Source organism: Nocardia aurantia (genome assembly GCF_009604425.1).
GTDB classification, from domain to species: Bacteria; Actinomycetota; Actinomycetes; order Mycobacteriales; family Mycobacteriaceae; genus Nocardia; species Nocardia aurantia.
Window position 1 is genome coordinate 289,137 of sequence record NZ_WEGI01000008.1, and the last position, 24,797, is coordinate 313,933.

The window sequence follows — 24,797 nt, forward strand, 5'->3', positions numbered from 1 at the left end:
CTAACCCTCGCCGAGCTTGGTCAAGGGCGTCATGTCGAAATAGTCGCGCCAGGCCGCGATGCGGCCGTCACGCACCTCGAAGCTGCCCATCACCGGCAGTTCGATCGCGGTGCCGTTGATCGTGAACTTGTCGGTGCGCTCGTTGAGCACGGCGTCACCGATCTCGGCCTGCCGGTGCACGTCGAAGTCGATGTTGCCGAAGGCGCCGATGAAGCCGCGCAGGAACTCCAGGATGGCCGGCTTGCCGACCAGCGGCGCCATCGGGATGTTGTGGTAGACGGCGTCCTCGGTGAAGTATTCGGCGATGGATTCCGGTGTGCCGGTGAGCCATTCGGCGCAGAAGGTGGTGACGAGCTCGCCCGCTGTGGTCATGACAGCCTCCAATTCTGAAACGTGTTACAGAATGCCGGGCGGTGGGCCACACCGCAAGGGGTCACGACGGCAGCGGGAGGAATTCCACCGGATCCCCGTCGGCCGCGCCCGGCGGCACGATCACCAGGCCGTCGCGGTCCAGCAGTCCGGCCAGATGATTGGTCCGGACACCGGCGTCGGCGATCCAGCCGCCCTCGGGGACCGCCCGCGCGGTCGTGATGCGGGTGGCCGAATCCGCGACGGTCGCGGCATTGCGCAGCGGGCCGACGATCGGCCGGGACTCGGCGGCCTCGGTCAGGCCCGCGACCACCGCGGGCGCCAGCGTCAGCAGGGTCGCCACCGCCGCGAACGGATTGCCCGGCAGCCCGAGAAGCGCGGTGCCCGAGGCCAGTTCGGCGACCACACTCGACCCGCCGGGCCGTAGTCGCAAGCGGTGCACCAGGGTTCGCGCGCCGGCCCGATCCAGCGCGTCGCGCAGTTGATCCGCCGCACCGCCGCCGGTCGCGCCGACCACCACCAGCAGATCGCAGTCGCCCCCGGCGGTCAGCACCTCGTCGAAGCCGGTGGCGGTGTCGCGCAGGTGCACCCGATCGACCACCGTGATTCCGCAGCGGGCCAGCAGTTCCGGTAGCACCGGCCCGATCGAGTCGCGGGTCTGGCCCGGATGCAGCGGGCCGTCGCTGCGAATCTCGTCGCCGGTCATCACGATTCGCGCGCGGACCGGGCCGCGGACCAGCGCGGTGCCGACCTCGGCGCTGGCGGCCACCGAGATCAGCGCGGCCGACACCACGGTGCCCGCCGGCGCGACCACGTCACCGGTTTCCCAGTCCTCGCCGCGCCGGCGGCGGTCGTCGCGAATCGGCGTGTCCGGCAAGCGTTTCAGCGTCGTCGCCTGGACGCGGACGAATTCGTCGCGTACCACGGCGGTCGCGCCGTCGGGCACGTGCGCTCCGGTGGCGATCCGCACCGCCTCGCCGGCCAGCAAGCCCGCCGGGCGCTCGCCGCCGGCGAAGCCGATGTCGTGCCGCACCTGCCACGGGCCGTCGCCGGACACCGCGTAACCGTCCATCGCGGAGACGTCGAAGCGGGGCAGCGCGTCCGCGGCCGTCAGTGGCCGGGCCAGCGCCGCGCCCCGGGCCGACCGCACCGCGGCCTTCCGGACGGGTAACCGGGACAGTTTGCGGCGCAGCATGTTCCGGGCCTCGTCCAGGGACAGCGGTGCGGTCCGGGCGCGGGCGCGGCGCACATCGTCGGCGGTGTCGCAGTCGGCGACCCCGGACAGTGGCAGCAGCGCGGTGCGCGCCGGCACCAGCGCCTTCATCGGCTGATTCACCAGCGACGGCAGCGCGGCCACCGCGTCCACGAGGACGTTCCGCCGCCACACGCCGACCAGATACTGTGGCCGTCCGGTCTCGTCGGCGGCGAACACCGCGTCGGCGCCGGACCGGTCCAGATGGTCGATCAACTCGCCGACGGCCGTGCCGGTCAGGAAGGGCATATCGGCGGCCAGCGTCACCACCGGATCCGCCGCGGAGCCGGGGCCCAGCGCCGCCAGCCCGGCGGCGATCGCCGCCACGGGACCGGCCCCCGCCGGCACCTCCTGCACCTGCCGGATCTCCGCCGGCAGATCCGGGCGGTGCGGGCCGACCACCACCGTGCGCGGGCAGGCCGCCGTCGCGGCGACAGCGGCCTCGAGCATGGACCGCCCTCCGACGACGATCCCGGGCTTGTCCACCCCACCCATGCGGGTGGCGCGGCCACCGGCCAGCACGATCGCGTCGGCGGTCGTCACGAACTCACCCCCCGCAGATTGATCATGTCTGTCGATGGTAGTTCGGGGCGTCCGCTCCGGCCGGGGGCAGGGCGATCAGGACCGCAGCAGACAGAACTCGTTGGTGTCCGGGTCGGCCAGAACCAGCGGCGGGCCGGAGCCGGGCCGCCGTCGCGGCGTCGCCCCTGCCGCGCGCAACCGATCGACGTCCGCGGCCGGGTCGGCGCCGGGAAAGGCCAGCAGATCCAGATGCAGCCGGCCGGGCTCGGCCGTGGGGTCGGCGACGTGCAGGAACTCCAGCCACGGGCCCATCCCGGTAGCCGAGCGGATGCCGGTGTATCGCGCCTCGTCCAGCGCGACCGGCCAGCCGGAGGCCACCGACCAGAACCGCGCCAGCCGGCCCGGATCGGGGGAGCCGACCACGATCGCGGCGATCGCGCCGGTGTCCACATACTGTTCCCGCGGCTCGAGGACACAGAACTCGTTGCCCTCGGGGTCGGCCAGCACCTCCCACGGCACCGCGCCCTGACCGATGTCGATCCGCCGCGCACCCAGTGCGAGGGCCCGATCCACTTGCAGCCGTTGATGATCCAGCGAACGACTGGCGAGATCGAGGTGCAGCCGATTGCGCCCGGCCTTTGGCCCGGACGCCGGTAGGAAGCTCAGCGCCAGATCGGGACCGTCCGGATCGGGCGCGGCCACCTCCACCTCGCCGGACCGGTCGACCGTCACGAGCCAGCCCAGTAGCTCGGCCCAGAACCGCGCCGCGATCCCGGGTCTCGTCACCTCGAACACCACGCACGCCAGACGGGTGGACATGCCCCCACGGTAGCCAACCGCCGTCCCGTGCGGGGCGGGTTCGCCGATTCGGCGCCGTGTCGCGGGTCAGCTTGCGCCGGGACCGGTTTCGAAGCGATACCGGGCCGCGGTCAGATCCACCCGGTCGTCGGCGATCGGGCAGCCCTCCTCCGCCAGCCGCCGCAGTTGCCGATGCGCCAGATGCGGCGCCGGCCGCCCGTCGGCGCGCAGCACTCGATGCCACGGCAGATCGGCGGAATCGGTGCGCATGATCCACCCGACCGTGCGCGGCGTCGAAAGCCCGGCCATCGCCGCGATATCGCCGTAGGTGGCGACCCGGCCCGGCGGGATCGCCGCGACCAGTTCGCGGACCCGTTCGATGTCGGCGTCGGAGGTCGCCACGGCTACAGCGCCGCCCGCAGCACCGCCGCCGTCTCCGCCGGCCGGGCCTGGGCCACCATGTGATCGCAGTCGAATTCGTGCACGGTCAGCCGATCGCCGAGCCGCGCGGTGAGCGCGGCCCGGAACTCCGGCGTCACGATCCCCGCCTTCATCGCCTGCACCAGCACCGTCGGCAGGTCCGCGGGCGGCAGCACGATCTCCCGCGCGAGCTGACCCCAGTACGAGACGATCGCGGGCAGATGCATCCGCCACCGCACCCGGCCCGCGTCGTCCGGCACCAGATGCTCGGCCAGTTCGGCCGCCAGCAGCGCGGGATCGACATCCGCCCACGCGGTCTCCAGCTTGTCCAGCCGGGCCTCCTCGACATCGGCGTAGTCGGGCCGCGCCAGGGTCGCCAGGGCGATGTGATCCATCATGTCGGCGGGCATCCCGACCGCCGGGTCCAGCAGCACCAGCCCTCGCACGAGTTCCGGATGTCTGGACGCCAGCATGATCGCCACCGGCGCACCGAACGAATGCGCCATCACCAGCGCGGGCCGCCCGTCCAGCACCGCGGCCACATCCGCCACCACGGTCTCGAACGACCACGGCGGCAACGAGGTCGAGCGACCGTGCCCCCGAAGGTCCGGCGCGAGCATCCGAACCTCGGGCAGTTGCTCGGTGGCCAGTGACTCCCAGCGCCGCCCGTGCCCGGTCAGCCCGTGCAGGGCGAGGACGAGCGGCCCGTCCGCGGGGCCGTACCGATACACCTGGAGATCGCTCACCGAACACATTGTGCCGCCCGGTTCACTGCCACGCAGCCCGGCCCCGCCTCGGCCGGGGCGACGGCCGCACCTCTGCGCGGTACACGCCCACGCCCTGGTGACTTCCGTACCGGAGATCCGATCCGGCAGCGAGGACCATCGCCGCCTCACCGCCGATCGACCGCCACACCGTGCCGGCCGTCGTCGGGTACTGGCTCACCGACACCCCGCGCAGCGCTTACTACCCGCGGTCCCGTGGCCGCTGATGTGCGTGCCGGAGCCGAAGGGCGGCACTCCCACCGGTTCACCACCGCCGACGTCGCGGTGCGGCGATTCGCGGAGAAAACGCGCACATCACACCCCGGTCGGAGTTCTCGGCGGACGGCCACTTTCCCGGCGCTCGGAGTGCCGAACTCCCAACCGGCGTTACCCAGGAGTTTTTCCGTACCGGGGCACGGTGACGCCGATCACGGAACGGATACACCATGGGTCACGATCACAGTTTGCTGCGGTACCGGCAATTTCTGTCGGGGCGACGTGTTGAAATCGTGCGCGTGGTGCGATCGGATTACTCGGTGCGTTTGGTGCGGCGCAGCGAAACGGCACCCCACTCCCGGGAGTGGGGCGCCGACGTCCGTCCGCTGTTCGACCGATCCGGCGCCGAGCCCGGCTGGCAGCCCTGGCAGGTGCTCGGCGCACCCGGCACCGGCAAGACATCGCTGCTGGTGGATCTGGCCACGCATCGCATCGCGGCGGGCGCCGACCCGGAATCGGTGCTGGTGCTGACCCATTCCAAGCAAGCCGCGCTGCGCGTCCGCACGGCACTCACCCGGCAACTGGGCGAGGTGCCGGGGGCGGTGCGCGAACCGCTGGTCCGCACCGTGCACTCCTACGCCTTCGCCATCCTGCGCAGTCACGCCGCCACCCACGGCAACCCGCCACCACGCCTGCTCACCGGCACCGAACAGGATGTGGTGCTGCGCGAGATGCTGCGCGGCGAGTTACAGGACATCGCCGCCGGCGCCGCGGACCTCTGGCCGCAGCGACTGCATCCGGCCCTGGGCACCACCGGATTCGCCGAACAACTGCGCGATCTGATGCTGCGCGCCACCGAACGCGGCCTCGGCCCCGAGGATCTGGTCGACCTCGGCGACCGGCACGAGCGCCCCGAATGGTCCGCGGCCGGCCGCTTCGCCGAACGCTACGAACAGGCGATGCTGCTGCGCTGGTCGGTGGGCCTGGACGCCCCCGAGGCCAGCGCCCCCGCCCTCGACGCCGCCGAACTGGTCGGCGCCGCCCTCGACGCCCTGATCCTGGACCAGGATCTGCTCGCCGCCGAACGCGACCGCATCCGCTGCCTGCTCGTGGACGACGCCCAGCACCTCGACCCGCTCGCCGCCCACCTGGTGCGCGCCATCGGATCAGGCCCCGCCACCACCGTCGTCGCGGGCGACCCCGACCAAGCGGTGTTCACCTTCCGCGGCTCCGATGCCCGCTTCCTCCTCGACCCCGACGCCCCGCCGGCCCGCCGCGTCGTCCTCCCGGACACCCGCCGCAACGCCCCCGACGTCCGCGCCGCGGTCGCCCGGATCACCGCCCGCCTCCCCGGCGCCGGCCCCCACCGCCTGGACCTCCGGCGCCTTCCGCATTTTCCGCCGGGAGGCGAAACTCTCTCCGAGACAACGAAATCGGTAACCGACGTGCAGGCCTTCGACGCGACTGCCCACGATGCGGGCGACGGCAGCCGGCCCGACGACCCACGATCGGCTGCGGCGGACGGCTCACATCCGGGGCGCGGTCGGTCCGATGGACGGGCGACACCCGCGCCCGCAGACCCGAACGCGACCGCGGTCGCCCCGCCGCCCTCGCGCGCCCCGGACGAAATCGGCACGCCCGCAGGGGAAGTGCGGGTACAGGTGCTCACCACCCCCGCGAAGGAAGCAGCACTGATCGCCGACCATCTCCGCCGCGCCCACCTCACCGACGGGGTGCCGTGGTCACAGATGGCCGTCATAGTCCGCTCGGTCCCGTTGTCGCTGGCACCGCTGCGCCGCGCCCTGCTCGCCGCCGGAGTGCCGGTCCTGCAACCGAAACCGGACGTTCCCCTGGCCCGGCGCCGCGGCGCCGCCTGGCTGCTGCTCACCCTCCGCGCCCTGCTCGCCGCCGAACACGCCGAGCGCCACCCCGACCACGCCCCCACCTTCACCGAGGAGGACGCCCTCGACCTCCTGTCCGGCCCCCTCGGCGGCGCCGACCAGATCAGCCTCCGCCGCCTCCGCCGCGGCATCCGGCGCACTCTCGTGGAACGTGGCAGAAACCGTGCCGACGAACAGGACCCGCGCACCGCCGACCGCGCCGACGACTGGGACGTCACCGAACCGTTCGAGCCCGACACCGCTGACGACCCGAATTCGACTGCGCACCGGGACGATGCAAGCGGCGGTTCGATCGCAGATACCGCCGAGCCCGCACCGAACCTCCAGGACGAGTCCGGCATCCGGACCCACCGGCCCGGCCCGGACGCCGTCGCATCCGACGTGCGCGACGTCCCGGGAACGAGCGGAGAGATGCTCGAACGTGCCGTGCCTGCTACGGATTCGGCCACGTCGAGCCTCGTCGAGGAGCCGGTTGTACCTATCGATACGAAGGCGGCCGCGCCGGGCGGTGACGAGCGTCGACCGGGCGCGGCGGGGGACGGGCAGTCGGATTCCGGTGAGCCCGGTCGACCCGCCGCGCAGCCGGCGGCCGATGGTTCCGGCACCGATGCACGCACCGGAGACGAAGTCCCGCAACGGGTCCGGCGCGCCGAATCGGGTGCGGGTGGCCGGATCGACGACGACTTCGACCCATTAGCCGGGGATTCCGATGTGCTCGCGGATGTGGATCGTTCGTCGGCGGAGGTGTTGCGGGACCTGATGATCGGGACCGGGGACCCCACGGTGCTGGATCGGCTCACCGAGGTGGAGGCGGCTCCGCTGCGCCGGGTGCTGAAGGCGGTGCGGCGCGGGCAGCGGGCGCGGGAACGGGGTGCGGGGCTCGAGGATGTGCTGTGGGCGGTGTGGACGGCGTCGCAACTGGAGCGGCGGTGGGTCGGCCAGTCCGCGCGGGGCGGCGCGGTCGGGATGCAGGCCGACCGGGATCTGGATGCCGTGGTCGGACTGTTCGACGCGGCCGCCGCCCATGTCGATCGGCTGCCGCACGCCACCATCGACGGTTTCGTGGATTATCTGCGGCAGCAGGAGATTCCGCAGGATTCGGCGCCGCTGACCGATCCGGGTGAGGCCGTCGCGGTGGTGAGCGCGCACGCGGCGGTCGGCCGCGAATGGGAGGTGGTGGTCGTCGCCGCCGTGCAGGAGGGGATCTGGCCCAACCTGCGGCCCCGCGGCACCCTGCTCGGCGTCGAGGATCTGGTGGATCTGCTTGCGGGAGTGGTGGATTCCGGTGAGCGGGTGAGCCGCGCCGCGCCGATCCTGGCCGAGGAGCGGCGGCTGCTGCTGGTGGCGTGCAGCCGCGCCCGCCGCTCGCTGCTGGTGACGGCCGTCGAATCCGTCACCGGCGAGCGGGATCTCGTGCCCTCCCGATTCCTCGCCGAACTGGATCCCGACGCCGCGCCCGGCGAACCGGGCCGGGTGCCGCCACCGGTCGATCCCGGCCGCGCGCTCGTGTCGCAGGCGTTGATCGCCGAATTGCGGGGCGTGGCATGTGATTCCGACGAAACGGCGCGGCGCCGGGAACGCGCCGCGCGGCAACTGGCCCGCCTCGCCCGCGCGGGAGTGCGTGGCGCCCATCCGGATCACTGGTACGGCACCGCGGAACTCAGCTCACAGCTGCCGCTGTGGGGCGACGACGAGGGCCCGGTGTCGTTGTCCCCGTCCACGGTCGAGCTGCTGCAGACCTGCCCGTTGCGCTGGGCACTGGAACGGCACGGCGGCTCCGACGCCGACAACCCGCATGCCGTCAAGGGCAATCTGGTGCACACTTTGGTGCAGGCACTGGCCGGTCAGGTCACCGAGGCGCAGGTGAAGGCGGCGCTGGTCCGCGCCTGGAAGGCCGTGGATCCGACCTCCGGCGACACCGGTCCGCACAGCTGGCACTCCCGGCTGGAGCTGCGCCGCACCGAATCCATGCTGGACACCTTCCTGGACTGGCTGCGCAACACCCGGCACGAACTCACCCTGATGGGCGTCGAGGTACCGGTGGATCTGGTGCTGCCCGCGCTCGACCCGGACCACCATCCGGTGCGGATCCGCGGCCGGGTCGACCGGGTGGAACGGGACACGCTGGGCCGCTTCGTGATCGTGGACGTCAAGACCGCCAAGACCCCGATCTCCAAGCAGGCCGCCGAGGACCACGCCCAGCTGGCCACCTATCAGGTCGCCGCCGCGGCCGGCGGCCTCGACGAGGGCCCCGGCGAGGCCGAACCCGGCGGCGCGCGCCTGCTCTATGTGGCGAAGCCCAGCGCCCGCGAGGGCGCCACCCAGCGCATGCAATCCGCGCTGGATCCCGAGGCGATCGACCGCTGGCGCACCACCATCCACGAGGCCGCCGAGGCCACCCGCGGCCCCAGCTATCTGGCCATGCGCAACGACGGCTGCCGGCACTGCACCGTCGCCGGCAGTTGCCCGGTGCAGGACACCGGCCGGCAGGTGACCGATTCGTGAGCGAGCGAATCGGCCGGCGCCCCATCACCCCTCGTCAGCTGGCCGACGCCCTCGGCCTGCCGCCGCCGACCGACGAGCAGGCCGCCGTGATCGCCGCCCCGCCCGGCCCGACGCTCGTGGTCGCGGGCGCCGGTGCGGGCAAGACCGAGACGATGGCCGCCCGGGTGGTGTGGATGGTCGCCAACGGGATCGTCGTGCCGGACCAGGTGCTGGGACTCACCTTCACCCGGAAGGCCGCGCAGCAGCTGACCACTCGCATCCGCACCAGGCTGTCCCGGCTGGCCGGGGCCCCCCTGCTGCGCGACATCGACCCCGACGGCCGGCTCCGCTCGCTGCTGACCGGCTCCGAGCCGGAGATCAGCACCTACCACTCCTACGCCGGTCGCCTGCTGTCCGAACACGGCCTGCTGATGCCGGTGGAGCCGTCCTCGACGCTGCTCACCGAAACCCAGCTGTGGCAGCTGGCCCATCGCGTCGTCACCACCTGGGACGGCGACCTCGACACCGACCGCACCCCGGTCTCGGTCACCGAGGCGGTCCTCGCCCTGTCCGGCCAGCTGGCCGAACACCTCGTGGAACCACAGCAACTCGTCGAGGCCCACGCCGAACTGGAGAAACTCATCCTCACCCTGCCGAAGGGCCCTCGTCAGCGCGGCGGCCCCAGCAAGGAACTGATGAACATCCTCGAGGCCCAGCACGAACGAGTAGCCCTGCTGCCCTTGGTGCAACGCCTCACCGAGGAGTTACGCCGCCGCGGCGCACTGGATTTCGGCTCCCAGATGTCGCTGGCCGCCCGCCTCGCCGCCGAACACCAGGAGGTCGGCCGCGCCGAACGCACCCGCTTCCGCCTGGTCCTCCTCGACGAATACCAGGACACCGGCCACGCCCAGCGCATCCTCCTCGCCGCCCTCTTCGGCGACCTCGACGCCGCCCGCGGCCCCGACCCCGCACACCCCGCCCCGCCGGACGACTCGCCTCCGGAACCCGGATCCGTTGCCGCCGAGCGACATTCGGCCTCCGGCGCTCCGGTGCACGCGGTGGGCGGAACCGATGATCCCGCACGCTCGCCGAGCCCTTCGGGCCGGACCTCCGAGCGGTCGGAAGTTGTTGCCGGAGAAGGGTATCCGGACGGCTCCGGTCGCGATTCGGCGCGGGCCGAATCCGATGCGGCAGTACGGCATTCGGCAGACTCCGGTTCGGTGGCATCGCGTGGTGGGGCCGCGGCCGAGCGGGATCCGGATCCCTCCGACGCCGATTCGGCGGCGGCGCGGCGCGAAGCCGTCGGGGACGAGCCGTACCCCGCCGACTCCGGCCGTCGACCACTGAAAACCGAACATGTTGTCGCCGAACGGCGTATGCCCCGGGCCGGCCCGCCGGAAGGCGCCCGGACCGAAGACGCCGTCGGCACTCGCGGGGCTTCTGCCGACGGGCCGGCCGTCGCCGACTCGGCCGCGACTCGGGGCCGAGTCGCCGCGCAGCCGGAGTCTGCGGACGGTGATTCGGAACGCGGCGGAGTCCCCGGCGACGCCGCACCACGGCACCGGCTGGCGGTGACCGCTGTCGGCGATCCCATGCAGTCGATCTACGGCTGGCGCGGCGCCTCGGCGGCCAACCTGCCGCGCTTCACCACCGATTTCCCGGTCGCGCCGGGTGTTCCCGCGCCGATCCTGCCGCTGCTGACCAGTTGGCGCAATCCGCCGGAGGCGCTGGATCTGGCGAATCTGGTGGCGGATCCGCTGCGCGACAGCGGGGTCGCGGTGGACGCGTTGCGACCGCGGCCGGACGCGACACCGGGCATCGTGGCGCTGGCGCTGACCGAAACCGTTGCGGAGGAACGGGATTGGGTCGCCGAACGGATCGCCGCCGAATGGGAGGCGCACGCCGACGAAGGACTGCCGCCGCCCACCTCGGCGGTTCTGGTGCGCCGCAACGCCGATGCCACCCCGCTCGCGGAGGCCCTGCGCGAGCGCGGCCTGCCGGTGGAGATCGTCGGACTGGGCGGCCTGCTCGCCACCCCGGAGGTGGCCGACGTGGTCGCCACCCTGCGCCTGATCGCCGATCCCGGCGCCGGTGGCGCGGCGATGCGCATCCTCACCGGTGCCCGCTGGCGGATCGGCGTCACCGACCTGGCCGCGCTCGCCCGGCGCGCCCGGGAACTGTCCATCCTCCGGCCCGCGGAACAGGCCGCCACCATCACCGATCCGGTCGCCCTCGCCGAAGCGCTACGCACGGTCGCGCCGGAACCGGCCGAACAGGCGGGCCTGGCCGACGCCATCGCCGATCCCGGTCCGCCGGAACACTATTCGGAGCCCGGTCACCAGCGGATCGTCGCCCTCGGCCGGGAACTGGCGGCGCTGCGGGAGCGCAGCGGCCAGTCGCTGCCCGAACTGGTCGCCGACGTCGAGCGCACCATCGCCGTCGGCGTGGAGACCCAGGCCCGCCGCGCGGCCGTCGGCGGCGGCGCGGGCCGCGAACACCTGGACGCCTTCGCCGAGGTGGTGGCCGGATATGCCGGCGACCATCGCGCCACCCTGCCCGGTCTGCTGGCCTTCCTCACCGCGGCCGAGGAAGTCGAGAACGGTTTGGAGCCCGGCGAGGTCGAGGTCGCCCGCGACCGGGTGCAGATATTGACCGTGCACGCCGCCAAGGGCCTGGAATGGGAGGTCGTCGCGGTCCCGCACGTGGCCCGCGGGGTCTTCCCCTCCGGGAACGCGGCCGCCACCTGGCTCGGCGCGCTGGCCGAACTACCGACCTCGCTGCGCGGCGACCGGCAACGCGATCCGGACGGCCCCGACGCCGCCGCGCGCGAGGGCGTCCCCGTCCTCGACCTGGAGAATCTGTACGACCGCACCGATCTGCAGCGGGCGCTCGACCAGCACAAGGATGCCCTGCACCGGCGCCGGGTCGACGAGGAACGCCGCCTGTTCTACGTCGCCCTCACCAGAACCGAACGCGCCCTGTTCGTTTCGGCGCACCACTGGGCCGAGACCGGCGCAACCCCGAAGGGCCCCTCCGACTTCCTGCTGGAACTGAAACACGCCACCGAGGTCCCCGGCTCCCCGTCCGCGACCGCCGTCCGCGTCGACACCTGGTCCGACCCGCCGCCCGCCGACGCGGTCAACCCGTTCACCGACAACCCGGCCAGCGCCTCCTGGCCCCGCGACCCACTCGGAAAGCGCCGCGCCGCAGTCGAATCCGGCGCCGCCCTGGTCCGCGCCGCATTGTCCCAGCCGATCGAGCCCGGCCCGTCGCCGATCGCGGGCCCGGCCGCCCGGCCGGGCCTCCCGCCCTCCGCCGGCCCGGGCATGTCCGCCCATCGCGAATCGGCCGCCCGGCCGGCCGAAGACATCATCGCGCCGTCGCTGTCCGGGAAGAGCGTCCCGATGGGCGTTGCCGACCGCCCGCGATCCGCGAGCGCCTCCGCCGGTCCGGCCGGACATCCGCGATCCGGAACGGCCGAATCGGAGCCGGGCCCGTCGCACGCCTTCGACGGAATCCGTTCCGGCGCAGACGAATCAGAGGGCGAACCGGCGGCCGCCCGGGATCGATCCGAGGCGGAACCGGATCGGTCCGGCGCTGCTCCGTTGCCCGATCGCGCACAGTCCGCGATCGGCGGATCCGCAATGGATTCCGGCGGACGCCGAAGTCCGCGCACCCCCGCCGTGCCCACGGACACGCCGCATCAACTCGACCTGTTCGCCGACCTCGAGCCGGATTCGCCTGCTGCGCGCGACGATCCACCGCCCGACCCGGACGCGTCCGGCCTCCCGGACCATCGCTTCCTCGACGACATCACGGACCCCGGCGGTATCGAGGACTTCGACGACGACCCCGACGGCTGGGCCGCCGACGTCGACGCGCTGCTGGCCGAACATCTGGCGGCCGAGTCGAGGGAGACGGAAGTGGAACTGCCCGCGCAACTTCCGGCGACCGCCCTGGTGGAGATGCGGGACGATCCGGCGAAACTGGCTGCGCGCCTGCGCCGTCCGCTGCCGTTCCCGCCGAGTCCGTTCGCCCGCCGCGGCACCGCGTTCCACGCCTGGCTGCAACAGTGGTTCGGCGCGACCCAGTTGATGGAGCTCGACGCCCTGCCCGGCGCCGCCGACTCCGACGGCGCCGACGCGGAACTGGTACGCCTGCAGGAGGCGTTCCTGTCCTCCGAATGGGCGGACCGCAATCCGGTCGAGGTCGAGATCGCGTTCGAGACCTCCATCGCCGGCACCCTGCTGCGCGGCCGGATGGACGCGGTCTTCGCCGAATCCGGCGGCCGCTGGCTGGTGGTGGATTGGAAGACCGGCAGCGAGCCGACCCGCGCCGAGGAGGCCGCCGTGGCCATGCAGCTGGCCGTCTATCGCCTGGCGTGGGCGCGGTTGATGTCCGTCCGCACCGGCGCCCCCGAATCGGAACTGCTGACCCGCATCGGCGCGGCCTTCCACTACGTCCGTAGCGGCCGCACGATCGCCCCGCGCCACCTGCCCGGCCCGGCGGAACTGGCCCGCCTGATCGACAGCGCCGCCCCGGCCTGGAAAACGGTGCCGGACGACGAATCGGAGTGAGCCGCAACCGAACCGATACGGCTCAGAAGCCCCGGAACACGCCCTCGTCGTCGGCGGCGTCGGCGATCTCGTCCCACTCCCGGGTGGCACCGGTCACGGCGTTCGCCACCGATCCCAGCTGCGCCGCCACCACCCGCAGACCCTCGTGATCCGGGGTACCGGGCCGGTGGATCACCAGCAGCGGCATGTCCGGCGCGGTGACTGCCGTCTTGTCGGCGACGATCAGCAGTTCGCCCAGCCGCCCGGCGGGCGCCTGCTCGACGACCTGCGCGGCCGTGAGGTCCGTGTACGCGGCGTCGTCCACGATGTGGGTGTTCGCGCGTGCGCCGGCCGCCGACGGGGCATCGACCACCGCCAGCAACGCCTGCCATGCCGAGTCGTCGGAGAAATCAGTGCGAACCAACAGCGGGGAATCCACCTGCGGCAGAACCTTCATCGACCAGCCTCCCTGATATCCAGGCCGAGACACTACGGTGTTGCCTGCTCCGTCGCAACGAAAGTCGCACGTTACGCGGCGGCACGCACCCGCAGGGCCGTCCGGATCATCGGGATCTGCAGCGGCAACCGGGCGACCGAGGCGATCCGAACCAGTGTGGACGCCTTGGGATTTCGCAGCGAATCGACCGTGAACTGGATATTCGCCGGAAATACCGCGACGAACAGCATCGCCGCCAGCGATCCGCCGAGCCGGCGGGTGCGGGGCACCGCCAGCGCGGCCGCGACGCCGATCTCCGCCACGCCGGACGCATAGGTGTAGGCGCGTGCGCTGCCGGGCAATTGCGGCGGCACGATGGAATCGAACGGCTTCGGCGCGGCGAAATGCAGCACACCCATGCCGAACAGCATGCTGCTGAGGAGTCGTACTCGGCGATCGGCCATGGGGGCAGCATTCCACGCACCTGCCCTCGGCGTCGAGTGCCGTGGATGGCCGTAGATGTCGGGGGACGCCGGTAACATCTGGTTCGTGCCGCAGACGATCGGTGGATCCGGTGTTCGGTGAGAAGCCGTTCCGCGGCCTGCCGCGCCTGACCGACCGCCCGGACTACGCCCTGGTGGGGGTGCTGCGGGTCCCGGAACTGGAGACCAGCCCCTGGGCCTCGCTGACCCGGCGGGTGGCGGCGGCGGTGCTCATGCTGATCGTGTCCACGCTGGTCGTCTATCTCGGACGTGGCGGGTATCACGATGTGCAGGGCGACCAACTGTCGCTGCTGGACGCCGCTTACTACGCGACGGTCTCGTTGTCGACCACCGGCTACGGCGACATCACCCCGGTCACCCCGGCGGCGCGGCTGGTCAACATCGTGGTCATCACGCCGTTGCGCGTGCTGTTCCTGATCGTGCTGGTCGGTACCACCCTGCAGGTACTCACCGAGCGGTCCCGGCAGGCGTTCAAGATCCAGCGTTGGAGGCGCAAGGTGCGAAACCACACCGTGGTCGTGGGATACGGGACGAAGGGCCGCACCGCCGTCGACGCGATGCTCGCCGATCGGGTGCAGCCCGCTCAGATCGTCGTCGTCGACACGGATCCGATCATGCTGAAGGCCGCGGCCAACGCCGGGCTGGTCACCGTGCACGGTTCGGCCACCCAGGCCGATGTGCTGCGACTGGCCGGCGTGCAGCGCGCGGCCGCGGTCGTGGTGGCGGTCAACCGCGACGACAGCGCGGTCATGGTGACCCTGACCGCCCGCGAGCTCAACCCCGCCGCGAAGATCGTCGCCGCGATCCGGGAGTCCGAGAACACCCATCTGCTGAAGCAGTCCGGCGCCGACTCGGTGGTGGTCTCCTCGGAGACCGCGGGCCGGTTGCTCGGGATCGCCACCACCACACCGAACGTGGTTGACATGATCGAGAACCTGCTGACGCCGGAGGCTGGCCTGGCGGTCACCGAGCGCGAGATCGAGCCGGACGAGGTCGGTGTGTCGCCGCGGCACCTCGGCGACATCGTGCTGGGGGTCGAACGCGCGGGCACCCTCATCGAGGTCGGCGATTCGCGGGTGGACGCGCTCGAGGCCGGCGACAAGCTGCTCTATGTCCGCAGGGTCCAGGACTGAGCCCGGAATGTCCGTGACCGCCGATCCCGCGCTCACCGCCGCAGTTGCGGTCGGCGACGGGCAGTACGCTCGACAGGTGTCTGGATTTCAGCTGAAGGATGTGCCCCTGCTGTCGCGTTCCGCGCTCGACCGGGCCGAAACCTTGCGTGGCGACGAACAGGCGTTGAAGGAGGGCTGGGCGCAGGCGCGATTGTTGCGGATGAATCGCCGCGGCCAGATCCGGCTCCACGACGGCACACTCGTGCTGGACGAGGCCGTCACGCTCGCGGCCGAGCCGGTGCCGGAGGCGGTGTTCCTCGGCGTCGACGGCGGCAGCCACCTCTGGGCCGTGCGCGACAACGACATCGACGGGCAGCTGGTGGATCTGCGCGCGGTCGGCGAATCCCTGCCCACCGACGACATCAGCCTCGGTGTGCTGACCACCGCCATCGCACTGCTGAACTGGCACGACCGCGCGCGCTTCAGCGCCGGCGACGGCACCGTCACCAGCCCGGTGAAGGGCGGCTGGTCGCGGATCAGCGAATCCGGGCACGAGGAGTTCCCGCGCATCGATCCCGCGGTCATCTGCCTGGTGCACGACGGCGGTGAGCGGGTGCTGCTGGCCCGTCAGCACACCTGGCCGCCGACGATGTTCTCGCTGCTCGCCGGGTTCGTGGAGGCGGGGGAGTCGCTCGAGCGCTGCGTGGCCCGGGAGATCCTGGAGGAGGTCGGGGTGGACGTCCGCGACATCCGCTATCTGGGCAGTCAGCCGTGGCCGCTGCCGCGGTCGCTGATGCTCGGCTTCACCGCGGTCGCCGATCCGGAACAGCCGCTTGCCTTCTCGGACGGCGAGATCGCCGAGGCCCACTGGTTCACCCGCGACGAGGTCCGGCACGCGCTGTCCCTCGGCGCGTGGGGTTCGGTGACCGGCCGCACGAGCGCCGGCGCCGAGGACCACAAACTGGTGCTGCCGGGCTCGATCTCGATCGCCCGCAGCATCATCGAGGCGTGGGCCGGCGAATAGGTCCGGGCACACGAACGGAGGCGGGGCCGGAAGCCCCGCCTCGGGTGGTGAACGTGGTCAGCTGATGGCGGCCAGGGCCTGCTTCACCTGCGCGAGGCTGGGGTTGGTCGCGGTCGAGCCGTCGCGGTACTTGATGGTCGGCACCACGTGGTTGCCGTCGTTGACGCTGCCGACGAACTCGGCGGCCGCGGGATCTTCCTCGATGTCGACCACGTTGTAGGTGATGCCGGCCTCGTCGAGCTGGGTCTTGAGGCGGCGGCAGTAGCCGCACCAGGTGGTCGAGTACATGGTCAGGTCGGTAGCAGTCACGCACCCTGCAACAACCCGGCGGCCGATCGTGTTCCCCGCCCCGGCGTGCCGGAGTCAGTCGTCCGGGTCGTCCAGGTCACCGTCCCAGCCCAGCTGGTCGGCGATCCAGCCGTCGAATTGGATCGAGGCCTCCATCCAGCTGGTCATGTTGCTGACGAAGAAGTTCAGATCGACCCGGTTGGGCACGATCAGCTGATACTCGGTCACCATCCGGACCGATCCGTCCTCCTGGGTGAGGGTGTAGGCCTTGGGCCACAAGGTCTCCCGGTTCCAGGCGTCGAGGGCGCCGAGCAGCACGGGTTTGGACTCCAGCGGGAATACCCGGTCGTAATAGGTGCGCATGGCGAACAGCTCGTGCTGGGTGCCCCGGAAGATGAAATAGATCCGGAACCCCTCGTAGGGCGCGACGAGGTCACCCTCGTCGTCGACCCCGTAGGTGAGCTCCATCTGGTCGAGCAACTCGGCGACGAGGTCCCGGTTCGGTCGCACCAACTGCTTCGCATCGTCGGGCATCGGCTGATTCTCCCCCGACACGTCCGCGGCCACCGGTTATCCCCTTCCCTCGTGCTTCGAAGACCATCCTGCCGGATTCGCGGCGGTCGCCGGTCGCGCCGCCGGTGGGCCGCCGTCGTGTCGGGGGTCGCTGTCATGATGGAGGCCGTGCCCGCCCCGGTTCCAGCCACTCCCGCCCCCCGCCCGCTGCCCCCCGGGCTCGATCCGGAGCAGGCCGCGGCGGTTCTGGCGCCCCGCGGGCCGGTCTGTGTTCTCGCAGGTGCGGGTACCGGAAAGACCAGGACCATCACCCATCGCATCGCGAATCTGGTGTCGTCGGGCCATGTTCGGGCCGATCAGGTGCTGGCGGTCACCTTCACCGCCCGGGCCGCGGGCGAACTGCGCAACCGGTTGCGCACGCTCGGTCTCGGCGGGGACGCCGCGGCGGTGCAGGCGCGCACTTTCCATGCGGCAGCGCTCCGCCAGCTGAAGTACTTCTGGCCGCAGATCGTCGGCGATGTGCCGTGGCGGCTGCTCGACAGCAAGTTCCAGACCGTGGCCCAGGCCGCCCAGCGCACGGGCCTGCTGCGGGCCGGCGCCGGCGCCGCCGAGGGCGTCCGCGACCTGTCCGGCGAGATCGAGTGGGCCAAGGCGTCGCTGGTGGCCCCGGAGGACTACCCCGCCACGGTGGCCCGGCTGCGCCGCGAAACCCCGTACGAGGCACAGAAGGTGGCCGACGTCTACGCCGGCTACGAGACGCTGAAGAACACCGCCGACGGCCTGCTGCTGGATTTCGACGATCTGCTCCTGCACACCGCCGCCGCGTTGGAGGACTATCCCTCCGTCGCCGAGGAGTTCCGCGGCCGTTACCGGTGTTTCGTCGTCGACGAATACCAGGACGTCACCCCGCTGCAGCAGCGGGTGCTCGACGCCTGGCTGGGCGACCGCGACGATCTGACCGTCGTCGGCGACGCCAACCAGACCATCTACTCCTTCACCGGCGCCACCCCCGGCTTCCTGCTCGATTTCTCCCGGCGCTTCCCGGAGGCGACGGTGATCCGGCTGGAACGCGACTACCGCTCCACCCCGCAGGTGGTCTCGCTGGCCAACCGGGTCATCGGCGCCGCGCGCGGCCGCATCGCGGGCACCCGGTTGCAACTGATCGGGCAGCGCGCCGACGGCCCGGAGCCTACCTTCACCGAATTCGCCGACGAACCCGCCGAGGCCGCGGCCGTGGCGCGAGCCATCGCCGGCCTGCTCGGCCAGGATGTGCCGGCCGCCGAGATCGCGGTGCTCTACCGCATCAACGCGCAGTCGGAGGCCTACGAGCAGGCGCTCACCGAGGCGGGCATCGCCTATCAGGTGCGCGGGGGAGAGGGCTTCTTCCAGCGCCCCGAGGTGCGGCAGGCGGTCCTGGCCCTGCGGCAGGCCGCGGCTCGCGAGGATCTGCCCGATGCCCGCGGTCCGGAACTGGTCACACTGGTCCGGGCGGTCCTGGCCCGGCTCGGCCTGACCAACGAGGAACCGGCCGGTCAGCAGGCCCGGGAACGCTGGGCGTCGCTGGTGGCGCTGGTGCGGCTCGCCGAGGAGCTGACCGCCGCGGATCCCGAGCTGGATCTGCACGGCCTGCTGCGCGAGCTGGCCACCCGCGCCGAATCCCGGCATCCACCCACCGTGCAGGGCGTCACCCTCGCCTCGCTGCACGCCGCCAAGGGCCTGGAGTGGGACGCGGTGTTTTTGGTCGGCCTCGCCGACGGCACCCTGCCGATCGCCCACGTGCTCGGCGACGGCGGCGCGGTCGCCGACGAGGCCGCGCTGGAGGAGGAACGGCGTCTCCTGTACGTCGGGGTCACCCGCGCCCGCGAACATCTGCAGCTGTCCTGGGCGCTGGCCCGCGCCGAGGGCAGCCGGCGGGTCCGGCGCCGCAGCCGCTTCCTCACCGGTCTGGTCCCGGAGGATTCCCCGGCGTCGCTGGTGGCCCGCCCCGCGAGCGATCGCCGCGATCAGCAGCGGCGGCTGCCCGGTTGCCGGGTGTGCGGCCGTTCCCTGCTCAACACCACCGACACCTTGCTGGGACGTTGCTCGACCTGTCCGGGCGAGGTGGACACCACACTGCTGAGCGCACTGCAGGATTGGCGCCGGGACAAGGCCGCCGAGCTCTCGGTGAAGACCTTCGCCGTGCTCAGCGCCAACACCCTCACCGCGATCGCGGAGCAGCAGCCGCTCGACGAACGGGCCCTGACCGCCATCCCCGGGCTCGGCGCTGCGAAATTGCGGCAGTACGGCCCCGAAATCCTCCGCATCGTACGGTCCGGATACCACGCACAAGACCCCAAAACCGCAGGTCAAAAATAAGTTGTGCGATTGTGTAAGCCCGCTTTAGGGTGGGATCACGGACCGGGAACGATTCCCGGTGCGCACAGTGGTCACACACCACAAGCACAGACCATCACGACGAGTTCATGGAGGGAGGCAGACCGATGAACGGCATCGCGAACATCGCACGCGCCGGCATCAATAGCGGCACGCCCGAGATGACGTTCGTGTCCGTCTCCCGGGGGGTCCTCGCCTTGCAGGGGACCGGTCTGTCGATTGCAAGCGTTTTCGGTGCCGAAATGCAAGCGCCGAAGCATGTGATCAAGACGGACAAGCACGCGTGGGGCTGGCACCCGGTAGCCGCGAAGGCGGCCATCGAGGCCTACGGAGCCGATCAGCCGGTCGGCGCGCCGGCAGCCCGCCTCCGCAACGCCAGCCCACCAGTGACCGTGATCAGCAGACGTCGACGAAGTCGACAACGGTAGGGAACACCACCCAGCCTCCTGGCCACGGATCGCTCGAAGCGAAACCGTGGCCATAGTTTTGAAGGCCCTCAGCCACCCGGCCCCGGTTTCGCGGAAGACAACGAAACCACCGCTGCAACGAGCTGAAGGAGCAAGACGTGTCCACCGCGACCACTCCTCGCGTGACATGCCGAAACACCGTGGCCTCCACTCCCCGTACCCGGGGAGTCGCGCTCACCCTGCCCTGCCGTGTCGGAAACCCCGATCTGTGGTTCGCCGAGACTCCGGCCGAGTTGGAAGAGGCGAAGGCGCTGTGCGCAACCTGCCCGATCCGTTCGGGTTGCCTCCGGGCGGCCCTGGATCGCGCTGAGCCCTGGGGGGTCTGGGGCGGCGAGATCTTCGATCAGGGTGTCGTGATCGCCCGCAAGCGGCCGCGCGGCCGCCCGCGCAAGGTCGCGCTGGTGTGAGCGCCGGGTCCCGACCCAGGTCACATCACGAGCGTGCCACCCCCGCCGGCAATCGTCCCGACGACCGACGAGCCCCGCATCTCTGTCCCGAGATGCGGGGCCCGTTTTGTGTTCCGGGCCGGACGGCTTCCGATCACATTGCGGGAAAAGCGATCTCGGGCGTCTGTCCGTCGTCGAGCAGGAAGTACCCGAGGAAGGTGACCCCCTCCGCCAGCGCGTCGAAGCGCGCGATCCGCACATCCCGCGGTTCGTGGAAGACATCGCCGGGGCCGAGGATCGACGCCGGCTCACCGTCGATCTGGTAAACCACCGACCCGGTCTCGATGCTGCCGAACACCGGTCCGTTGTGAACGTGCAGCCCGGCCACGACACCCGGTGCGAGGGTGATGCGCCGGATCTCGACCCGATGCGCGGTGTGCACCGGCGCCACCGGCTGATCCAGCACGATCACCCGCGAGATCGGCGGAAAGTCCTCGGCCGCAAGACCTTCGAGATACTCGGCGTCGGACACGGGCTCCCCGGCCTCGGTCTCCCGGCCGTCGTCCGCGATCTCCTCGATCGCGAGATGGGTCATCGGCTCGGCGGGAGTCGCTCCGTGCCAATGCCATTCGCCGGGTGCGATATGAACGGTATCGCCGACCCGCACCGATTCGACCGGCCCGCCGCGCCGCTGCACCAGCGCAATACCCGCGGTGACGATCAGCGTCTGCCCCTCCGGATGGCGATGCCACACCGTCCGCGCGCCGGGCGCGAACCGGACACTGTCGATCTGGGTCCGGGACGACCCGTCCGCCACCGAGATCGAGTCGATCCAGGCGTCGCCGGTGAACCATTCGCGGGGAGCGGCCACCGCGGCCGCCGGGGAGATACGCATGATGTCGTGATCCTATTCGCGTTGGCATCGAATTATGTTGTTGTGGAGTCGATATCGAGTGCGGTGCACGGCGGCGGTGCCGAATGTGCATCGGGTGCAATCGCAGCCGAGCCGTCCGCCGGACATGGATTGCCGAGAATATGGTCATGCCGGCGGGGTCCGGAATGCCTGCGCCTGTCGGGTAAGGCGTTCGAGCATGTCGGCGTCGCCATCGCCGCGCGGAAGCGCGGTCAGGTAGCGGTGGTATGCGCGGCGAGCAGTGCGAGGACTCCCGCGATCGCCTGATCGAAGACCTCGGCGTTGTCGGCCGCGCGCGCGAGCACATAACCACCCTGGAGCGTGGCGACCAGAGAGGTCGCCGTGGCCGCCGGATCCAGCGGCGGCCGTAGTTCGCCGCGCGCGAGTCCCTGCCGGATCTCGTCGGCGAGCCGATCGCGCAGCCAGCCGAGGGTCTCCTCGACCGGTGCGCGCAGCGCGGGGGTGATCATGACCTCGGGGTCCTGGGTCAGCCCGCCGATCGGACAGCCGCGCAACACATCTCGCTCGCGCCGCAGATATGCGGCGATCCGCTCGGCAGCGGTGCCCGGTGCGGACAGCTGCGCCTCGACCGAGGCCCGCATCTCGGCGGCGGTCTTCCGGATCGCCTCGACCGCGAGATCCTCCTTCCCCGCGAAGTGGTGGTACATGCTGCCCTGCCCGGCGTCGGCCCGCTGCTGGATCGTCTTCGGACTGGTACCGACATAACCGCGCTCCCAGAGCAATTCGCGCGTGCTGTCGACCAACCGATCTCGGGTACTCACGAACTCAGTGTACATACTGATAGGTACAGAAGTTGGACAAGTTCGGCGGTCGGTACCTGTCGCCGCGATCAATGCCGTCATCTCGGAACCGGCAGGGAGTCGTCGGCCGCTCGCATCGATACGTCACGCCTGCGCGGTTGCCGGGATTACCCGTGTCGGCGTCGCGTCTGGTGCCTGAGCCGACGATGTACGTGCGGACATGCTCTGCCGAGCGCTGGGCTCGCCGCATGCGAATGAAGTACTGCGGCAACGCTTCTCAGGAAGTCGTTACGTGGTGCGTTCGATCACCGACGTCGGCGGGGCCGGGCGGTTCCCGGATCGGCCGGAATGCGAAAGTTCAGCCGGCAGTGCGGTATTCGGCGTAGCCGGGAACCCAGTCGTACATCAGGCGCATGAACGGCACCTCGGCGTCGAGCTGGGCGGAGATGCCGATGGCACCCATCAGGACGCGGAAGATCATGGCGTGCTGCGGGGGGAGTTGCAGGGACCACGAGGTGCGGATGTCCGGATCGGAGATGTCGGTGGCCCGGCCCGCGACCCGCCGCATCCAACTGCGGGTGAAGTGGAAGGTCTCGGTGCGGATCGGGTCGGCGAACGGGCGCATCAGATCGGCGATCTCGCGGTGGGTGACCGTGCGGCCGGGCAGCACCCAGCCGTCCTCCTGCATCAGCTCGGTCAGTTCCTCGTAGCGATCCTCCGCCGCGAGGGCCACCATGCGGCCCAGTATCGGGGGGAAGCCGTCGGGCAGCGACGCGCAGGCGCCGTAGTCGATGACCGCCAACCGGCCGTCGGCCAGCATCATGAAATTGCCGGGATGCGGGTCGCCGTGCAACAGGCCCACGAGTGACGGTGAGCTGAAATCGAATTCGGCCATCAGGGTCGCCACTCGATTACGCAGCTCGCGGGTGCCCTCGGGATCCTCGAGACCCTGCGCGATGATCGCCGACACCGGTGTGGCGTCCAGCCACTCGGACACGACCACCTTCGGCGCGCTGGCCACCACCTTCGGCACCACGAACGTGGGATGTCCGTCGTAACCCGCGGCGAAGGCGCGCTGGTTGTTCGCCTCCAGGCGATAGTCGAGCTCCTCCTCCATGCGCTCGGTGAGCTCGGCGATCACCGGTTTCACATCCGAGGCCTGCAGCAGTGAGCTGATCATGCCGGTCATCCGGGTGAGGGTCTTGAGGTCCGCGCGCAGCGCCTCGTCGGCGCCCGGGTACTGCACCTTCACCGCGACCTCGCGGCCGTCGGACCACACCGCGCGATGCACCTGGCCGATACTCGCCGAGGCGGCCGGGGTGTCGTCGAACTCCCGGAAACGCTTGCGCCACGCGGTGCCCAGTTGCTGGTCCAGCACCCGGTGCACGGTGGTCGCGGACATCGGCGGCGCCTCGGCCTGCAACTTCGTCAGCGCCTCGCGGTAGTGCTCGCCGAACTGCTCGGGTACCGCGGCCTCCATCACCGACAGCGCCTGCCCGAACTTCATCGCGCCGCCCTTGAGCTCGCCGAGCACGGAGAACAGCTGCTCGGCGGCCTGCTGGTTGAGCTGCGCGTTTATCTCGTGCCGGTCCCCACCCGCCAGGCGGCGGCCGAAGCCGACCGCAGCGCGGCCGGCGATCCCGAGTGGGATCTTGGCCAGCTTCGCATTGCGGGACGACCGACGGCTCACGATCTCTGACACCCTCCCATCATGGCTGAATAATCGAGGAATGTGCCATGCGAAATCGGCCACCCCGAGGACTCGGCCTGCCGATTCACGGTGTGGATCCGGTCAGCGCGCGGCACCCGCACGCACGATGCGGACGCCAGCGGCGGCTGCGGATCCGATGCGAATCCGGGTCGAGTTCCAGAGTGGCGTCGAGGGTTTCCGGCGGCCGGGCCACCCGGCCGGCGAGGATCACCTCGAGTTCCCGCAGTGCCAGCGCGGCGGTCGCGGTGACCGTCGCGGGTGTGGCGTATCCCACTCTGCCCAGCAGCTGTGCGGCCAGGTGCGGCCACTGCTCGTCCAGATCGTTCCTGATCAGGTCGGCGCAGCGCAGACAACTGGTGCCGCCGGGCAGGACCAGCGGCCCGACGATGCCCCGCCCGTCGCGCACCCGCACCTGTAGATGCGGTATCCGGCGCAGAACCAGCTCGCTGACCAGTTGCGGTTCCGGCACCAGCAGATCGGTGAGCAGCACCAGATCCGCACCCCGGATCGCGGCCTCGGCCCCGTCGAGCTCCCGGGTGCGGGTCGGCCGTAGCCCCAGCCGCCGCACTCCGGCGACCACCGCCTCCGACAGCGGCCCGCGCCCGTGCACGTGGACCGTCCGCACCCGGGCCGGACCGGCCTCGGGCAGCAACAGCAGCCCGGCCGCGTCGATCTCGGCCAGCAATTGCAGCGTCACCTCGGCTCCGACACCGAGCCGATCGGCCTGCCACACCACATCGGGATGACTGCGCAGCCCGTCCAGCAACCGCAGGAACTCGACCACGACCTCGGGCCGCACCCCGGCGGGTTCGAGTACGACCGCCCGCTCCGGATCCCACCCCAATTGCACCGCTCCGCCCGGCCGCCGCAACACGGCCACCCGCGGATGCAACATGGGCCCCTTGGGCCGGAACATCGTCATAACCCGAGTATCCGACCCCTGGATTCCGGAAGAAAGGGCCAGGTCACAGCCGCACCCTGTGCCGGAATTCGCACCCTTTGCGCGGAATTCGCGCGACCCGCCGTCG

Annotated in this window: 20 protein-coding genes and 1 pseudogene; 7 read left to right on the forward strand and 14 right to left on the reverse strand. The window is 71.3% G+C overall.

Annotation, left to right across the window (positions count from 1 at the left end; genetic code table 11):
* From NRB56_RS19440 to NRB56_RS19460, 6 genes and pseudogenes are all read right to left on the reverse strand, one after another.
* Window positions 1–372 (reverse strand): limonene-1,2-epoxide hydrolase family protein, encoded by a 372-nt coding sequence (locus NRB56_RS19440; RefSeq protein WP_153344173.1) that lies wholly within the window; start codon window positions 370–372, stop codon window positions 1–3.
* Between the two features lie 61 nt (window positions 373–433).
* Window positions 434–2,164, reverse strand: a complete 1,731-nt coding sequence (locus NRB56_RS19445) for an NTP transferase domain-containing protein (protein WP_319943221.1) — start codon at window positions 2,162–2,164, stop codon at window positions 434–436.
* Window positions 2,165–2,239: 75 nt separating this feature from the next.
* Window positions 2,240–2,593, reverse strand: coding sequence for a VOC family protein (locus NRB56_RS40515; protein ID WP_406603507.1), 354 nt, complete (start codon window positions 2,591–2,593; stop codon window positions 2,240–2,242).
* 9 nt (window positions 2,594–2,602) lie between these two features.
* A pseudogene (locus tag NRB56_RS40520) lies at window positions 2,603–2,962 on the reverse strand (VOC family protein); the annotation flags it as partial.
* 66 nt (window positions 2,963–3,028) lie between these two features.
* Window positions 3,029–3,343 carry an MGMT family protein gene (locus tag NRB56_RS19455; protein ID WP_319943222.1) on the reverse strand — a complete coding sequence of 105 codons (315 nt, stop codon included), beginning with the start codon at window positions 3,341–3,343 and terminating at the stop codon, window positions 3,029–3,031.
* A 2-nt stretch (window positions 3,344–3,345) separates the two neighbouring features.
* On the reverse strand, window positions 3,346–4,116 hold the full coding sequence (locus tag NRB56_RS19460; RefSeq protein ID WP_153344177.1) for an alpha/beta fold hydrolase: 771 nt from the start codon (window positions 4,114–4,116) through the stop codon (window positions 3,346–3,348).
* Window positions 4,117–4,670: 554 nt separating this feature from the next.
* Between NRB56_RS19460 and NRB56_RS19465 the strand changes: the two genes are divergently transcribed.
* Window positions 4,671–8,747, forward strand: a complete 4,077-nt coding sequence (locus NRB56_RS19465) for a PD-(D/E)XK nuclease family protein (protein WP_406603508.1) — start codon at window positions 4,671–4,673, stop codon at window positions 8,745–8,747.
* Window positions 8,744–13,303 carry a UvrD-helicase domain-containing protein gene (locus NRB56_RS19470; protein WP_319943224.1) on the forward strand — a complete coding sequence of 1,520 codons (4,560 nt, stop codon included), beginning with the start codon at window positions 8,744–8,746 and terminating at the stop codon, window positions 13,301–13,303. Before NRB56_RS19465 ends, NRB56_RS19470 begins: the two co-directional genes overlap by 4 nt.
* A gap of 22 nt (window positions 13,304–13,325) precedes the next feature.
* On the opposite strand, the gene NRB56_RS19480 is transcribed toward NRB56_RS19470, so the two are convergent.
* Window positions 13,326–13,739: a DUF6924 domain-containing protein gene (locus NRB56_RS19480; protein ID WP_153344181.1), complete on the reverse strand. Its 414-nt coding sequence runs from the start codon at window positions 13,737–13,739 to the stop codon at window positions 13,326–13,328.
* A gap of 71 nt (window positions 13,740–13,810) precedes the next feature.
* The gene (locus tag NRB56_RS19485) at window positions 13,811–14,182 is read right to left on the reverse strand and encodes a DoxX family protein (protein WP_153344183.1); all 372 of its coding nucleotides are present in this window, start codon (window positions 14,180–14,182) and stop codon (window positions 13,811–13,813) included.
* Between the two features lie 101 nt (window positions 14,183–14,283).
* Here NRB56_RS19485 and NRB56_RS19490 point away from each other — a divergent pair, with 101 nt between their 5' ends.
* Together NRB56_RS19490 and nudC are read left to right on the forward strand one after the other, a co-directional pair.
* Entirely contained in the window at window positions 14,284–15,354 is a 1,071-nt protein-coding gene (locus tag NRB56_RS19490) for a potassium channel family protein (protein ID WP_406603504.1), read from the forward strand.
* Between the two features lie 76 nt (window positions 15,355–15,430).
* The gene (nudC, locus tag NRB56_RS19495) at window positions 15,431–16,357 is read left to right on the forward strand and encodes an NAD(+) diphosphatase (protein WP_319943226.1); all 927 of its coding nucleotides are present in this window, start codon (window positions 15,431–15,433) and stop codon (window positions 16,355–16,357) included.
* Between the two features lie 57 nt (window positions 16,358–16,414).
* On the opposite strand, the gene NRB56_RS19500 is transcribed toward nudC, so the two are convergent.
* On the reverse strand, window positions 16,415–16,666 hold the full coding sequence (locus NRB56_RS19500; protein ID WP_319943227.1) for a mycoredoxin: 252 nt from the start codon (window positions 16,664–16,666) through the stop codon (window positions 16,415–16,417).
* Window positions 16,667–16,720: 54 nt separating this feature from the next.
* Entirely contained in the window at window positions 16,721–17,179 is a 459-nt protein-coding gene (locus tag NRB56_RS19505) for a type III secretion system chaperone family protein (RefSeq protein ID WP_153344185.1), read from the reverse strand.
* A gap of 135 nt (window positions 17,180–17,314) precedes the next feature.
* On the opposite strand from NRB56_RS19505, the gene NRB56_RS19510 reads away from it, so the two are divergent.
* The 3 genes from NRB56_RS19510 (at window position 17,315) to NRB56_RS19520 (ending at window position 20,405) form a co-directional block, all read left to right on the forward strand.
* On the forward strand, window positions 17,315–19,513 hold the full coding sequence (locus NRB56_RS19510; RefSeq protein ID WP_153344186.1) for an ATP-dependent DNA helicase UvrD2: 2,199 nt from the start codon (window positions 17,315–17,317) through the stop codon (window positions 19,511–19,513).
* 125 nt (window positions 19,514–19,638) lie between these two features.
* Entirely contained in the window at window positions 19,639–19,959 is a 321-nt protein-coding gene (locus NRB56_RS19515) for a hypothetical protein (RefSeq protein ID WP_153344188.1), read from the forward strand.
* 137 nt (window positions 19,960–20,096) lie between these two features.
* Window positions 20,097–20,405 carry a WhiB family transcriptional regulator gene (locus NRB56_RS19520; protein WP_406603505.1) on the forward strand — a complete coding sequence of 103 codons (309 nt, stop codon included), beginning with the start codon at window positions 20,097–20,099 and terminating at the stop codon, window positions 20,403–20,405.
* A 133-nt stretch (window positions 20,406–20,538) separates the two neighbouring features.
* Here the strand turns inward: NRB56_RS19520 and NRB56_RS19525 are convergent, their stop codons facing one another.
* The 4 genes from NRB56_RS19525 to NRB56_RS19540 form a co-directional block, all read right to left on the reverse strand.
* Entirely contained in the window at window positions 20,539–21,279 is a 741-nt protein-coding gene (locus NRB56_RS19525; RefSeq protein WP_153344190.1) for a (R)-mandelonitrile lyase, read from the reverse strand.
* Between the two features lie 230 nt (window positions 21,280–21,509).
* Complete coding sequence (locus NRB56_RS19530; RefSeq protein ID WP_319943228.1) at window positions 21,510–22,079, reverse strand: TetR/AcrR family transcriptional regulator; 570 nt, start codon at window positions 22,077–22,079, stop codon at window positions 21,510–21,512.
* Between the two features lie 337 nt (window positions 22,080–22,416).
* Window positions 22,417–23,760, reverse strand: coding sequence for an ABC1 kinase family protein (locus NRB56_RS19535; RefSeq protein WP_319943229.1), 1,344 nt, complete (start codon window positions 23,758–23,760; stop codon window positions 22,417–22,419).
* Window positions 23,761–23,833: 73 nt separating this feature from the next.
* Complete coding sequence (locus NRB56_RS19540) at window positions 23,834–24,691, reverse strand: hypothetical protein (RefSeq protein WP_153344195.1); 858 nt, start codon at window positions 24,689–24,691, stop codon at window positions 23,834–23,836.
* Window positions 24,692–24,797 lie beyond the last annotated feature (106 nt).

What these genes read in the sequence shown, in the direction of transcription:
- NRB56_RS19440 (WP_153344173.1), bottom strand. Translation starts at nt 372, where the DNA reads ATGACCACAGCGGGCGAGCTCGTCACCACCTTCTGCGCCGAATGGCTC.
- NRB56_RS19460 (WP_153344177.1), bottom strand. Translation starts at nt 4,116, where the DNA reads ATGTGTTCGGTGAGCGATCTCCAGGTGTATCGGTACGGCCCCGCGGAC.
- NRB56_RS19480 (WP_153344181.1), bottom strand. Translation starts at nt 13,739, where the DNA reads ATGAAGGTTCTGCCGCAGGTGGATTCCCCGCTGTTGGTTCGCACTGAT.
- NRB56_RS19485 (WP_153344183.1), bottom strand. Translation starts at nt 14,182, where the DNA reads ATGGCCGATCGCCGAGTACGACTCCTCAGCAGCATGCTGTTCGGCATG.
- NRB56_RS19505 (WP_153344185.1), bottom strand. Translation starts at nt 17,179, where the DNA reads ATGCCCGACGATGCGAAGCAGTTGGTGCGACCGAACCGGGACCTCGTC.
- NRB56_RS19510 (WP_153344186.1), top strand. Translation starts at nt 17,315, where the DNA reads ATGATGGAGGCCGTGCCCGCCCCGGTTCCAGCCACTCCCGCCCCCCGC.
- NRB56_RS19515 (WP_153344188.1), top strand. Translation starts at nt 19,639, where the DNA reads ATGAACGGCATCGCGAACATCGCACGCGCCGGCATCAATAGCGGCACG.
- NRB56_RS19525 (WP_153344190.1), bottom strand. Translation starts at nt 21,279, where the DNA reads ATGCGTATCTCCCCGGCGGCCGCGGTGGCCGCTCCCCGCGAATGGTTC.
- NRB56_RS19540 (WP_153344195.1), bottom strand. Translation starts at nt 24,691, where the DNA reads ATGACGATGTTCCGGCCCAAGGGGCCCATGTTGCATCCGCGGGTGGCC.